This window comes from Photobacterium sp. SKA34 (genome assembly GCF_000153325.1).
Lineage (GTDB): Bacteria > Pseudomonadota > Gammaproteobacteria > Enterobacterales > Vibrionaceae > Photobacterium.
In genome coordinates this window covers 191,398-204,494 of record NZ_CH724145.1, presented here as the reverse complement: position 1 = coordinate 204,494, position 13,097 = coordinate 191,398, and the positions used below count along the sequence as shown (strand labels likewise).

The window sequence follows — 13,097 nt, the reverse complement described above, 5'->3', positions numbered from 1 at the left end:
TGTAATTGAGATAAATACATACTGAGTCTTTATTTTTAAGTTAATAGAATACTATCGGTCTATTATATATGAGTCAACATTAAGTCTTGTCTTAGATCATTAAAAAAATAAATAATTGCTACTACTCATTATATTTTATAAATAAAAAGGGAAGCATAATGCTCCCTTTAATTTTTATATTTACTGGTTAATTAGCCGTATAAACGTTTAGCCTCAGCGACATCTTTAACTTGTTCAATGCGTTTTAGTACACGACCTAACACTTCTAAATCAGTTAATTCAAGCTCAAAGTCCATGATAGACATTTGCTTTTTATAATCGACTCGGCTTTTCATTCCCGCTACTTTCACTTTTTCATTCATTAAAGTATTGGTTAATTCTTTCAATAAGCCATTGCGTTCAGAAGCCGTCACACGCACGGTAATTGTATAGTTACCGACAAAACCACCGCCCCAAACCGTATCAATAATACGCTCTGGCGCATGATGACGAAGCTCTTCAAGCTGCTCACAATCCATACGGTGAACAGAAATACCACGGCCTTGTGTGACAAAACCTTGAATGTCATCGCCAGGAATAGGTTGACAACAACGAGCAAGGTGAGTCATCAGATTATCAACACCTTCAACAACAACAGCATCACGTTGCGGTTTTTTATGGTTTGTTGCTTGCTTATTGCTTGCCTCTGATAGCTTTTCTAAAAGCTGCTGATCTTCTTCTTCAGCAGTGGGTTTATTCACTAGCGCATTAATATGGTTAATCACCTGATTAATACGTAAATCACCACTACCAATCCCTGCATATAGCTCTTCAGGCGATTTCACATTAAAACGTTTTGCCGCATAGTATTGCGCATCTTTTAATGTCGCATGAATTTTTACGAGCTCTGCTTCTAAGATCTCTTTACCCGCAATAATATTCTTATCACGATCTTGCTTACGAAACCACGCATGAACTTTGGCCCTAGCACGGCTTGATGTCACAAAGCCTAAATTCGGATTTAACCAATCTCGTGACGGATTCGGCTCTTTTTGAGTGATGATCTCAACTTGATCGCCCATTTGAAGATGATAAGTGAAAGGTACAATACGCCCCTCTACTTTAGCCCCAATACAACGGTGACCCACTTCAGAGTGAATATGATAAGCAAAATCAAGCGGTGTCGCATTCGATGGCAAGTCAACCACATCCCCTTTGGGTGTGAAAGCATAGACGCGATCATCAAATACCTGACTACGTAACTCATCCAGCATTTCGCCAGAATCTGACATTTCTTCTTGCCATGCTAATAACTTACGTAGCCAGTTAATTTTCTCATCGTAAGCGGTTTTCGCGCCACCAGATGCCGTCCCCTCCTTGTACTTCCAGTGCGCAGCAACCCCTAATTCAGACTCTTCATGCATTTGCTTAGTACGGATCTGAATTTCAATCGTTTTACCTTCAGGGCCAAGTACTACAGTGTGAATAGACTGATAACCGTTGGGTTTAGGGTTGGCAACGTAATCATCAAACTCTTTTGGTAGGTGACGATATTTAGTATGTACAACGCCCAGTGCGGCATAGCAATCTTGCAGCTCTTCAGCAACAATACGCACAGCTCGAACATCAAAAAGCTCATCAAATTCTAAGCTTTTCTTCTGCATTTTGCGCCAAATGCTGTAAATATGCTTAGGTCGACCTTGCACTTCTGCACGGATATTTGATGCTTTCATCGCGTCGGATAAATCATCAACAAAGTGTGTTATGTAATCCTCACGATCAATACGACGCTCAGATAACTGCTTAGCTATTTGTTTGTAGGTTTCTGGGTGTTGGTAACGGAACGCGTAATCTTCAATTTCCCACTTAAGCTGACCAATACCGAGACGATTTGCTAATGGTGCATAAATGTTGGCACATTCTTGCGCTGCAGCTCGGCGTACTTCATCTGGCTGATCTTTCACTTCACGTAAATTACAGATACGTTCGGCCAATTTAATAACCACGCAACGGAAATCATCAACCATCGACAGTAACATGCGTCGAATATTATCCACCTGCGCGGCTTGCGCGGCTTCTTCCGCCGTTGATTTTAACTGGCTAATTGCACACATTTGTTCAACACCTTGAACTAAATGTAAAATCGTCCCGCTATATTCTTCTTTTAACGCGTCAGTGCTGTAACAACCGCCTTCCACTAATGGGTATAACAAGGCTGCAATTAACGTATCGTCATCCATACTCAAGGTGACAAGGATTTCAACTAGCTCACGACCACGCCACAACAGTAACGGACCATTTTCTTGTTCAGCGGCAAGTTCAATACAACGCTGATATGTTCCTTCTATCCGACTCGATACTTTAGCATCTTGACGTAAACTCTCGACCCACGAGACAAGCTCAAATGTGGTATTTTCCTTTAAATGCGCACCGCGAACTGCGACCATGTTTCTATCCTGTTTTCTCTGATATACCGATGATTGTCTTACATCACATTGCTATTTTTTTTATGGTGATTAGCTTTTAACAAACAACGCCATTGATTCTAAATGCCCTGTATGAGGGAACATATCCATCATACCAAGACGTGCCAACTTATACCCTTGCTGCAACAACATTTGACTGTCACGAGCCAATGTTGCTGGATTACATGATACATAGACCACTTTGCTTGGCGCTAAATTTACAATATGTTGCATCACGCCAGCCGCCCCAGCTCGTGCTGGGTCTAATAAAATCTTATCAAATTGCTCTTGCGCCCACACTAGTTTCGTTGCATCTTCATCCAAATTTGCTTGATAAAATGTTGCGTTACCTAGACCATTCGCTGCCGCATTAGTAGTCGCTCGCGCTACCATTTCATCAACACCTTCTACACCGACTACCGCTTTCGCTCGTCTTGCCAGCGGAAGGCTGAAATTGCCTAGCCCACAGAATAAATCTAATACCCTATCCTGCGGCTGAATATCAAGCCAATTGATCGCTTGCTCAACCATTTTAACGTTAACGTCTCGATTAACCTGAATGAAATCTTTTGGTGAGAAAGTTAGCCTGACATCGTCAATATCGTAGTACGGTTGCTCACCTAACACATGGTCAAGCTCATCTGACGACGGCGCTAAAAATAGCATCAATGCATGTTCAGTAGCGAAAGCTTTAATCGCTGCAAGATCGTTGTCATTAAATGGCTGCAAATGACGAATTAACAAGACGCGACCGTTATCTGCATTAACCAATTCTATATGGCCGACATGCTTACGTCCTTTAAGATTGCTTAACAGTTCACGTAATGGCGGTAACAAATCATTAAGTGTGGTCGCTAGAACAGGACAAGCATTCACATCAACAATGTCTTTACTCTGTTTTTTACGAAAACCAAATACCATTTTGCCATTAGGTAACATACGAACACTCAAGCGTGCACAGCGACGATAATGTTCACTTTGCCCAACAATAGGCTCAACTTGTGTTACATCGTCTTTTTCTGTGATCGCAAATTTCGCCATCAATTCACTTAGCGCCTGTTGTTTGGCAATAACTTGACCTTGGTGGGATAAATGTTGCAAGTTACAACCGCCACACTGGTCATAGATTGGACAATGAGGTTTAATACGCGCAGCACTGTCTTTTAAACGTTTGATCACGCGAGCTCGGGCATAGTTTTTTTTGTCTTCCGTCAATTGCACAACAACGGTTTCATCGGGTAATGCACCATCAATGAAAACAGGTTTATTGTTCAAATGGCCGATGCCAGCGCCGATATGATCTAAACGGCTGATAGTAATTTCTTTATGCTTGGTATCGGTTTTACGTTTTTGAGGCTTAAAAAAGCGTGCCATAAAATTTTGCTCACTGTTCAGGCATTGAGTATTTGTCGAACAGCACTGATTTATTTAATCTAGTGCTACTGATGGGAGCTAATTCTCCCACAGATTTGTCTGCTTGTAATTAAGAGAACCATGACCAGATATGGACTTCGTGCCAGAGTATTTACTCTGACATTAGCACCTACACTTATAATCGGCTTATTATTAAGCGCTTTTTTCACCATGAGCCGTTATCAGGATCTGGAACATCAGCTGATTTCTACAGGTGCGAGTATCATCGAACCTTTAGCGATTTCAGCTGAATACGGCATGACAGAAAAAAACCGAGAAGCAATTCGTCGGTTGATTGGTTATACCCATAGAAAACATTCCGACATCATCCGCAGCATTGCAGTATTTGATAATCATAACCATATTTTTGCCACATCTAACTTCCACCGTAATTTTGATTCCTTCATGTACCCTGAAGGCAAACCTATTCCTCGGCTACTGGATACTCAGTTAACCGATAACACCTTAATATTACGCGCGCCAATTCTTACCGAAGGTCAATTTGGTACCAATGTTGGTAGCGATGTTCGTGGTAAAGCCCTCGGTTATATCGCTATCGAGCTCGATCTCAGCACGCTTCGTCTACAACAATACCAAGAAGTATTTACCGCCTTAATGGTGTTATTACTGGGCTTAACCCTATCATCATTGTTTGCATATCGCTTAATGCAAGATGTGACACAACCGATTTCTCATATGATCAGTGTGGTAGATAGGATCCGTCGTGGCCACCTTGATATTCGAATTGAAGGTCGATTGTTGGGCGAATTAGATACCCTGAAAAACGGTATTAACGCCATGGCAATTTCGTTGTCGGAATACCACATTGAAATGCAACAAAGTATTGATCAGGCAACATCCGATCTACGTGAAACGTTAGAACAGCTAGAAATTCAGAACGTTGAATTAGATATTGCGAAAAAGCGTGCGCAGGAAGCAGCACGGGTGAAATCAGAGTTTTTAGCCAATATGTCTCATGAACTACGTACGCCGCTAAACGGGGTAATTGGCTTTACCCGACAAATGCTCAAAACAAAACTGAATACTAGCCAGAAAGATTACCTATTAACAATTGAGAATTCAGCCAATAACCTGCTGACCATCATCAATGACATTCTCGATTTCTCGAAGCTCGAAGCAGGTAAACTGTTACTAGAAAACATTCCTTTCGACTTTACGGACTCGCTCGATGAAGTCATGCGCTTACTTGCGCCAAGTGCCCACGAAAAAGGCCTAGAGCTGACACTTAAGATTGACGATCGTATTCCTGCAGGCTTAATTGGTGATCCATTACGTATTCAGCAAGTGGTCACTAACTTAATTGGTAATGCGGTTAAGTTTACCGAACATGGCAATATTGATGTCTCTGTCGAGTTAAAATCCGATGTAGATAATAATATCGCCCTACAATTTATGGTCCGTGATACCGGTATTGGTATTTCAGAGCGTCAACAAGCACAATTATTCCAAGCATTTAGCCAAGCCGACGCCAGTATTTCTCGCCGTTATGGCGGTACAGGGTTAGGCCTTGTGATCACTCAGAAACTGGTGAGCCAAATGGGAGGCGAAGTCAGTTTAACCAGCCGCTTACACCAAGGTTCAACCTTCTGGTTCACTATTCAAATGAACAAGACGGATCTCCCCGTATCACAACCAATTAATACAACAGCACTACAAGGTAAGTCTTTACTATTGGTTGAAGCCAATATGCAAGCGGCCTCTGTTATTCAACAACGTTTAATGCTCGCAGGGATACATGTTACATATCGCGCAAGCATGCCTGATGATATTGATCACCATGACTTTGCTCTATTATGTTTATCGCCGGGTGAGCAGCCACCACTGCCAGTAATACTCAATGATGTATTTAAAGCCGAACAAACGGCGGATAAGGTGTTAGTTTGCTTACCAACAACAGAACTTGCGTTATCAGAAAAACTCACTCAAACCGGTGTTTATGCCTGCTTAGGTAAACCGCTTGCACAACGTAAACTGCTTGAAGCGTTATGTGACAATGATGACGAGCCACTTAGCGAATTAGAAGTACCACTATTACCGACTGTTGTTGAAAAACTGCAACCTCTTACCGTGATGGCAGTAGATGATAACCCAGCTAACTTAAAGCTAATTTCAGCTCTACTAGGTGAGCGAGTAGAAACGGTCATTACCGCAACCGGCGGTAAAAAAGCCGTCGAGTATGCTAAGAACAAAGCCTTTGATTTGATCTTTATGGATATTCAAATGCCTGAAATGGATGGTGTGACAGCCTGCCAGAAAATCCATGACACAGCGCTGAACCATAACACGCCAGTGATTGCAGTTACTGCACACGCCATGGCGGGAGAGCGTGAGCGTTTAATTAATGCAGGCATGGATGATTACCTCACCAAACCGATTGAAGAGCATATTCTGCAGCAAATTTTAGCAAAATGGATTGCACCAACAACGCCACAAGCAACACCATCATCTGTAAGTAGAGCGCTTGTTACGCTTGAAGGACAAGTAAATGATCTCGCTCCTGTGAAAAAAAATAACAACGTTAGTTTTGATTGGGATTTAGCGCTAAAACAAGCGGCGGGAAAAGTTGATTTAGCCCATGACATGCTACAAATGTTACTTGATTTCATGCCTGAGGTAGAAATGCTGGTAAATGAAGCATTAGATGGTAAAGATGTTGAGCTCTGGTCACCTATTCATAAATTACACGGTAGCTGCGCTTACAGCGGAGTTCCCCGTCTGAAGAATTTATGTTTGGAAATTGAAACTGCACTTAAAGCTAATGCAACTCTGTCCGATATTGAACCAGAGCTATTAGAGCTGATTGATGAAATGGATAACATCGTCAAAACGTCTAAAGGCTATCGAAACTAACCTGTTTTCGCTTTAAACAGGTTAGCTAACGATCAAAAAACGGTAGATATATTATCTACCGTTTTTTATTTATTAACGCGAAAAGCTAAAATCGATTTAACGTTCTAAAATGACAGTTGCAACCGCATAATGACGCTCATCAGCAATGGTAAGGTGAACATGATTCACTCCCATTGCTTGCGCTAGTTCATTCGCTTTGCCTGATAAGCTAAGTAGTGGCTTACCACGCTCATCATTTTTAACAGTAAAATCATGGAAAGAGACGCCACACGCAATACCGGTACCGAGTGCTTTTGATGCTGCTTCTTTAACCGCAAAACGTTTTGCTAAAAAGCGCCCTTTTTGCTTTAATTGCTGAAACTGTTCAAGCTCAAAGCTAGACAGTATTTTCTGGGCAAACGCATCGCCCGATCGAGCAAAGACCTTTTCGACTCGCTCAATTTCAGCAATATCAGTCCCTAAACCAACAATCGCCATTAACCACGCGCTTCCTGCATTAACAAACGCATATCTGCAACTGACTTTTCTAATCCATCAAACATTGCTCGACCCATAATAGAATGACCAATGTTGAGTTCATAGAGCTCTGGTAATGCCGCTATAAGCTTAACATTGTGATAAGTTAAACCATGCCCTGCATTTACTTTAATGCCTAAATTATGGGCGTAGCTTGCACCTGCAGCAACCTTCTTCAGCTCATCCAATTGTGCTTCTTCGGTTTTTGCTTCTGCATATTGCCCAGTATGAAGTTCAATAAACGGTGCGCCACAAGCATGAGCAGCATCAATTTGCGCGCGATCAGCATCAATGAAAAGTGACACTTTGATCCCAGCAGCAGTAAGCTTTTCCGTTGCCGCTTTTACTTTTTCTAGTTGACCCGAGACATCTAAACCACCTTCAGTGGTTAACTCTTCACGCTTTTCTGGTACGAGGCAAACATATTCTGGCTTAACATCTAACGCAATTGCCACCATTTCATCAGTGACGGCCATTTCTAAATTCATTCGAGTTTGGATCGTCTCACGTAAAATACGCACATCACGATCATTAATGTGGCGACGATCTTCACGCAAATGAATAGTGATGCCATCAGCGCCCGCTCGCTCAGCTACTTCTGCAGCATGAACTGGATCTGGGTAACTTGTACCACGCGCATTACGTAATGTCGCAATATGATCGATGTTCACGCCAAGTAATATATTGTTCATGTTCCGATTCTCCTTCCTCGCGGGATAAACAATTCCCGGCTTTTTAATGGCTTAGAACCAAGATACGGTTTTAATGCCATCCTTGTAAATCGTTTTGCTGCACGCAATTGCTCTGGGGTTTCAAATCGTCTAGCGGCAATGGCTTTTAATTCATTACCGCGAAAGGTTAATAAACCAATTTTCATTGAAGCAATAAAGCCCTGCTGCTCACGGTAGTTATAGGTCATATTATCTTCAACACTTAACCCACTACCAGCGCAATGCAGAAAATCAATCCCGTAGCCTAGATGATGTAGCAGCGAAAGCTCAAAGCGGCGCAAAGCAGGCTCTGGGTTATCCGCTTGTGCAAGTTCTCTAAGCACATTCAAATAATCCAGAAACAGCTGAGGATAAGGGGTATGGTTGCCCAATACACGTACCAGTATTTCATTCACATACATTGCTGAATATAAAATATAGCTACGTAGGGGTAAACCAATACTGATAGGCTCGGCATGAGTAAGAACAGGCATCGCACCTTTGCCACTCCACTTCATAAATAAGGGAGTAAAGGGTTGGAGTGTGCCTTTTAGATTAGAGCGCTTACGGCGAGCGCCTTTAGAGAGAAGAGTAAGACGGCCGTGATCCTCGCTAAATACGTCAAGGATCAGGCTCGTCTCACTATAGGGACGAGAATGAAGGACAAAACAACGCTGTAGCCCTTCCATTACTACCCTTATAAGTCGTCGATGTAACCAAGGCTCCGCAGTGCGCGTTCGTCATCTGCCCAACCTGATTTCACTTTAACCCAAAGTTCAAGGTAAACTTTACGTTCAAACAAGTCTTCCATGTCTAAACGCGCTTCGCGCCCTATCACTTTGATTTTATCGCCACCTTTACCAATCACCATTTTCTTCTGGCCTTTACGTTCAACCAGAATCAAACCATTGATATCGAAACCATCTGTTTCAGGGTTGTAATCGAATCGCTCGATTTCAACCGTTACAGCGTATGGTAATTCATCACCCGTAAAACGCATCAGCTTTTCACGGATAATTTCAGAGGCCATAAAGCGTTGAGAACGATCAGTTACGTATTCTTCAGGGAAGTAGTACTCACACTCAGGTAAGTGCTGACGTACGATTTTCTCTACCGCATCAATGTTTGTACCATGCTTTGCTGATACCGGAATTACATCAACAAATTCCATCTTACTTGCAAGCTCTTGCAAGTGAGGGAATAGTTCATGCTTATCTTTTACGTTATCAACTTTATTTACTAACAATACAGTTGGTAACTGGCTCTTCGCCAGCTTGTTTAATACCATCTCATCGTCAGCCGTCCACATGGTGCCATCAACTAAAAACAACACTAATTCAACATCGGTTAATGAACTGCTTGCAGCTCGGTTCATTAAACGGTTAATTGTACGTTTCTCTTCAATGTGCAATCCTGGAGTATCAACATACACAGCTTGATAGCCGTCACGTGTATCTACACCCATAATACGGTGGCGAGTGGTTTGTGGTTTACGAGAAGTTATAGATAACTTCTGTCCCACTAAACGGTTTAGCAAGGTTGATTTACCGACATTCGGTCGACCAACAATGGCTATAAAGCCACAATGTTGTTTATCTGTCATGATTCCAACTGATTTAGTGCAAGTTCTGCTGCTGCCTGCTCTGCCTTGCGCCGACTGCCGCCTTTGCCAATTACAGGCTTATCCAAGCCTGTTACGTCACATTGTACGGTGAACTCTTGATTATGAGCTTCACCTTGTACCTTAGTTACAGTATATGCAGGTAGCGGTAAACGACGACCTTGTAAACACTCTTGCAGACGTGTTTTTGGATCTTTTTGATTGATACCTGGCTCAATCGTATCAAGGCGAGTTTTATACCAAGCCAGTACGATACGGCGTACTTGCTCAACATCGCTATCTAGATAAATCGCGCCAATGATTGCTTCAACACAGTCAGCAAGAATAGAATCGCGGCGGAAACCACCGCTCTTTAACTCGCCAGGGCCTAATAACAAATGGTCACCAAGTTCGAATTCTCGACCTAGCTCTGCCAATGTTTTACCACGGACTAGTGTTGCACGCATTCGGCTCATATCACCTTCATCCACTGAAGGAAAACGGTGATATAAGTCATCAGCAACAACAAAACTTAAAATAGAGTCACCTAAAAATTCTAAGCGCTCATTGTGGGTGCCATTAGCACTGCGGTGTGTCAGTGCTAATGTCATCAACTCACAATTATTAAATTGGTAGCCCAGCTTGCGCTGAAGCCTATTCGCTGGAGTTGTCATTTTCTCTCGATTATTTAATGCTACCGATACGATTGAAACGTACACCGGTAGGGATCCAAGATGGAAGTAAACTATCTGCTTGTCGATCAAACTCAAAGCTGATCCAAATAGCTACCGCCTTGCCAACAAGATTCGCTTCTGGCACAAAGCCCCAGTAACGACTGTCGGCACTATTGTCACGGTTATCACCCATAACAAAATAGTTTCCTTCTGGTACAACCCACTCGCCAATACCTGGACGAGGTTCATACGCCATACGACGATCACGACGTAATGGATTGTTCAGAATATGGTGTTCAACATCACCCAGTTGTTCTTTAAACTCAACTAAACGTGCCATACCTTGCTTAAAGTCACTATCAGTCATATCGGTTAATTTAACCGGTTTACACACTGACGTACCTTTAGGTTGAATACACAGTTGCTTATCTTCACTGTAACGAACAGTATCGCCCGGTAGGCCAACAACACGCTTAATATAATCAATCTTTGGCTGTGGTGGGAATTTAAACACCACAACATCGCCACGCTTTGGCTCACCTGTACTGACGATTTTATCGTGGAAAACAGGATCTCGTAGGCCATAAGCAAATTTTTCAACCAGAATAAAATCACCTACGTATAAAGTCGGTAACATTGATTCTGATGGAATTTGAAAAGGTTCATAAATGAAAGAGCGGAATACCATGATCAAAGCAATGACAGGGAACATTGAACTTGCTGATTCAATCCATGCAGGCTGTGGTGCAACAGTTTCTAGCGTTTTAGCATCGACTTGACCACCGGATTGTTCAGTTGCTGCAGCTATTTTTAATTGACGCTTCGGTGCCCAAAGAAACTTATCAAGTGCCCAAATGATCCCTGTCACTAGCGTAGCGAGTACCAGAATCAAAGAAAAAGTGTTTGCCATATTATCCCTTATGTTTAACCCGACCAACAGAAGAATGTTGATCTGCTCTGCCCCATTTAGAGCGTCAGAGTAAAAGAAAGTGCTATTTAATTAATAAATAAGCACTTTCTAATCGTTTTTGAAGCTTACTAGCTAAAGATAATTATTTATCTTTACCCACATGAAGAATCGCCAAGAACGCTTCTTGAGGTAATTCTACGTTACCGATCTGCTTCATACGCTTCTTACCATCTTTCTGTTTCTGCAACAGTTTCTTCTTACGACTAATATCACCGCCATAACACTTAGCAATTACGTTTTTACGTAGTTGCTTCACGGTAGAACGAGCAATAATATGCGTACCGATCGCGGCTTGAATTGCAATATCAAACATCTGACGAGGGATGAACTCTTTCATTTTCTCAACAACATCACGACCACGAGATTGTGAATTATCTTTGTGAGTAATGATAGCAAGTGCATCAACACGCTCACCATTAAGAAGAATATCAACACGTACCATGTCTGATTCTTGGTAACACTGGAAATTATAATCAAGTGATGCATAACCACGAGATGTTGATTTCAAGCGATCAAAGAAATCCAGAACCACTTCTGACATTGGAATATCATAAGTTAGTGCGACTTGATTGCCGTGGTAAACCATATCAACCTGCACACCACGCTTTTCAATACATAAGGTAATAACGTTACCTAAATATTCACTTGGTACCAGAATATGACAGCGAGCAATTGGCTCACCCATAATTTCGATATCATTCACTGCTGGCAGTTTAGCAGGGCTATCAACGTACAACATTGTGCCGTCTGTTTTCTTCACTTCATACACTACAGTCGGTGCTGTTGTGATCAGGTTTAGATCATATTCACGTTCTAGGCGCTCTTGAATAATCTCCATATGAAGCATACCCAAGAAACCACAACGGAAACCAAAACCTAGTGCTGATGAGCTTTCTGGCTCATAGAACAATGATGCATCGTTCAGGCTTAATTTACCTAACGCATCACGGAAGTTTTCGTAATCATCAGAAGACACAGGGAATAGACCTGCGTACACCTGAGGTTTCACTTTCTTAAAGCCAGGCAGAGCAGTTTCACAACCACCTTTTGAAAGCGTTAACGTATCACCTACAGGTGCGCCAAGAATATCTTTAATACCACAAACAACCCAACCAACTTCACCTGTATTTAGCTCTGTTGTATCAATTTGTTTTGGTGTGAAGATACCTAAACGGTCAACGCCCCAGATTTGACCTGTGGTCATGACTTTGATCTTGTCATTTTTCTTTAGCTTACCGTTTTTAATACGAACTAAAGAAACAACACCTAAGTAATTATCAAACCATGAGTCAATAATCAGAGCCTGTAACGGTGCATTTGGATCACCTTCTGGCGCTGGAATTGCTTCCACGATCTTCTCAAGAACATCATCAACACCTAAGCCTGTTTTCGCTGAACAGCGAACGGCGTCAATAGCATCGATGCCAACAATGTCTTCAATCTCTTCTGCTACACGCTCAGGTTCAGCCGCAGGTAAGTCAATCTTATTTAAGATTGGCACTACTTCCAAATCCATCTCAATGGCAGTGTAACAGTTAGCAAGAGTCTGAGCTTCAACGCCCTGACCCGCATCAACCACCAGCAATGCGCCTTCACAAGCGGCAAGTGAACGAGAAACTTCGTACGAGAAGTCTACATGTCCAGGTGTGTCGATAAAGTTTAATTGATAAGTTTCACCATCTTTAGCCGTGTAATCGAGCGTCACGCTCTGGGCTTTGATGGTAATACCGCGTTCGCGTTCAAGATCCATAGAATCTAAAACTTGTGCAGCCATTTCTCGATCAGAAAGGCCGCCACAAACTTGAATTAGACGGTCGGATAAGGTCGACTTACCATGGTCGATATGTGCGATAATCGAAAAGTTACGAATGTGCTTCATGAATGGCGTGACTAGCTCGT

10 protein-coding genes are annotated in these 13,097 nt (G+C 42.2%); 1 reads left to right on the top strand and 9 read right to left on the bottom strand.

The genetic code is table 11. The annotated features are described in order from the left end of the window. Nucleotides 1–191: 191 nt before the first annotated feature. Nucleotides 192–2,426, bottom strand: a complete 2,235-nt coding sequence (gene relA / locus SKA34_RS19395; protein WP_006647205.1) for a GTP diphosphokinase — start codon at nucleotides 2,424–2,426, stop codon at nucleotides 192–194. A 69-nt stretch (nucleotides 2,427–2,495) separates the two neighbouring features. After that, a complete protein-coding gene (gene rlmD / locus SKA34_RS19390; protein ID WP_006647204.1) occupies nucleotides 2,496–3,818 on the bottom strand; it encodes a 23S rRNA (uracil(1939)-C(5))-methyltransferase RlmD in 1,323 nt (440 codons plus the stop codon). Nucleotides 3,819–3,938: 120 nt separating this feature from the next. Here rlmD and barA point away from each other — a divergent pair, with 120 nt between their 5' ends. Beyond that, nucleotides 3,939–6,728, top strand: a complete 2,790-nt coding sequence (gene barA, locus SKA34_RS19385) for a two-component sensor histidine kinase BarA (RefSeq protein WP_006647203.1) — start codon at nucleotides 3,939–3,941, stop codon at nucleotides 6,726–6,728. Nucleotides 6,729–6,824: 96 nt separating this feature from the next. On the opposite strand, the gene acpS is transcribed toward barA, so the two are convergent. The 7 genes from acpS to lepA all read right to left on the bottom strand — a co-directional run bounded on the left by acpS (nucleotide 6,825) and on the right by lepA (nucleotide 13,077). Then, a complete protein-coding gene (acpS, locus tag SKA34_RS19380) occupies nucleotides 6,825–7,205 on the bottom strand; it encodes a holo-ACP synthase (RefSeq protein ID WP_006647202.1) in 381 nt (126 codons plus the stop codon). Continuing rightward, entirely contained in the window at nucleotides 7,205–7,936 is a 732-nt protein-coding gene (gene pdxJ / locus SKA34_RS19375; RefSeq protein WP_006647201.1) for a pyridoxine 5'-phosphate synthase, read from the bottom strand. Before pdxJ ends, acpS begins: the two co-directional genes overlap by 1 nt. Next, a complete protein-coding gene (gene recO / locus SKA34_RS19370) occupies nucleotides 7,933–8,643 on the bottom strand; it encodes a DNA repair protein RecO (protein WP_006647200.1) in 711 nt (236 codons plus the stop codon). Before recO ends, pdxJ begins: the two co-directional genes overlap by 4 nt. Nucleotides 8,644–8,651: 8 nt before the next feature. Beyond that, nucleotides 8,652–9,557 (bottom strand): GTPase Era, encoded by a 906-nt coding sequence (gene era, locus SKA34_RS19365; protein WP_005371444.1) that lies wholly within the window; start codon nucleotides 9,555–9,557, stop codon nucleotides 8,652–8,654. Next, nucleotides 9,554–10,228 (bottom strand): ribonuclease III, encoded by a 675-nt coding sequence (rnc, locus tag SKA34_RS19360; RefSeq protein WP_039860952.1) that lies wholly within the window; start codon nucleotides 10,226–10,228, stop codon nucleotides 9,554–9,556. The genes era and rnc overlap by 4 nt, the downstream gene beginning before the upstream one ends. Before the next feature lie 10 nt (nucleotides 10,229–10,238). Then, nucleotides 10,239–11,138, bottom strand: coding sequence for a signal peptidase I (gene lepB / locus SKA34_RS19355; RefSeq protein WP_006647198.1), 900 nt, complete (start codon nucleotides 11,136–11,138; stop codon nucleotides 10,239–10,241). Between the two features lie 142 nt (nucleotides 11,139–11,280). Continuing rightward, nucleotides 11,281–13,077, bottom strand: a complete 1,797-nt coding sequence (lepA, locus tag SKA34_RS19350) for a translation elongation factor 4 (protein ID WP_006647197.1) — start codon at nucleotides 13,075–13,077, stop codon at nucleotides 11,281–11,283. Between the last annotated feature and the right edge of the window lie 20 nt (nucleotides 13,078–13,097).

What these genes read in the sequence shown, in the direction of transcription:
- relA (WP_006647205.1), bottom strand. Translation starts at nt 2,426, where the DNA reads ATGGTCGCAGTTCGCGGTGCGCATTTAAAGGAAAATACCACATTTGAG.
- rlmD (WP_006647204.1), bottom strand. Translation starts at nt 3,818, where the DNA reads ATGGCACGCTTTTTTAAGCCTCAAAAACGTAAAACCGATACCAAGCAT.
- barA (WP_006647203.1), top strand. Translation starts at nt 3,939, where the DNA reads ATGACCAGATATGGACTTCGTGCCAGAGTATTTACTCTGACATTAGCA.
- acpS (WP_006647202.1), bottom strand. Translation starts at nt 7,205, where the DNA reads ATGGCGATTGTTGGTTTAGGGACTGATATTGCTGAAATTGAGCGAGTC.
- pdxJ (WP_006647201.1), bottom strand. Translation starts at nt 7,936, where the DNA reads ATGAACAATATATTACTTGGCGTGAACATCGATCATATTGCGACATTA.
- recO (WP_006647200.1), bottom strand. Translation starts at nt 8,643, where the DNA reads ATGGAAGGGCTACAGCGTTGTTTTGTCCTTCATTCTCGTCCCTATAGT.
- era (WP_005371444.1), bottom strand. Translation starts at nt 9,557, where the DNA reads ATGACAGATAAACAACATTGTGGCTTTATAGCCATTGTTGGTCGACCG.
- rnc (WP_039860952.1), bottom strand. Translation starts at nt 10,228, where the DNA reads ATGACAACTCCAGCGAATAGGCTTCAGCGCAAGCTGGGCTACCAATTT.
- lepB (WP_006647198.1), bottom strand. Translation starts at nt 11,138, where the DNA reads ATGGCAAACACTTTTTCTTTGATTCTGGTACTCGCTACGCTAGTGACA.
- lepA (WP_006647197.1), bottom strand. Translation starts at nt 13,077, where the DNA reads ATGAAGCACATTCGTAACTTTTCGATTATCGCACATATCGACCATGGT.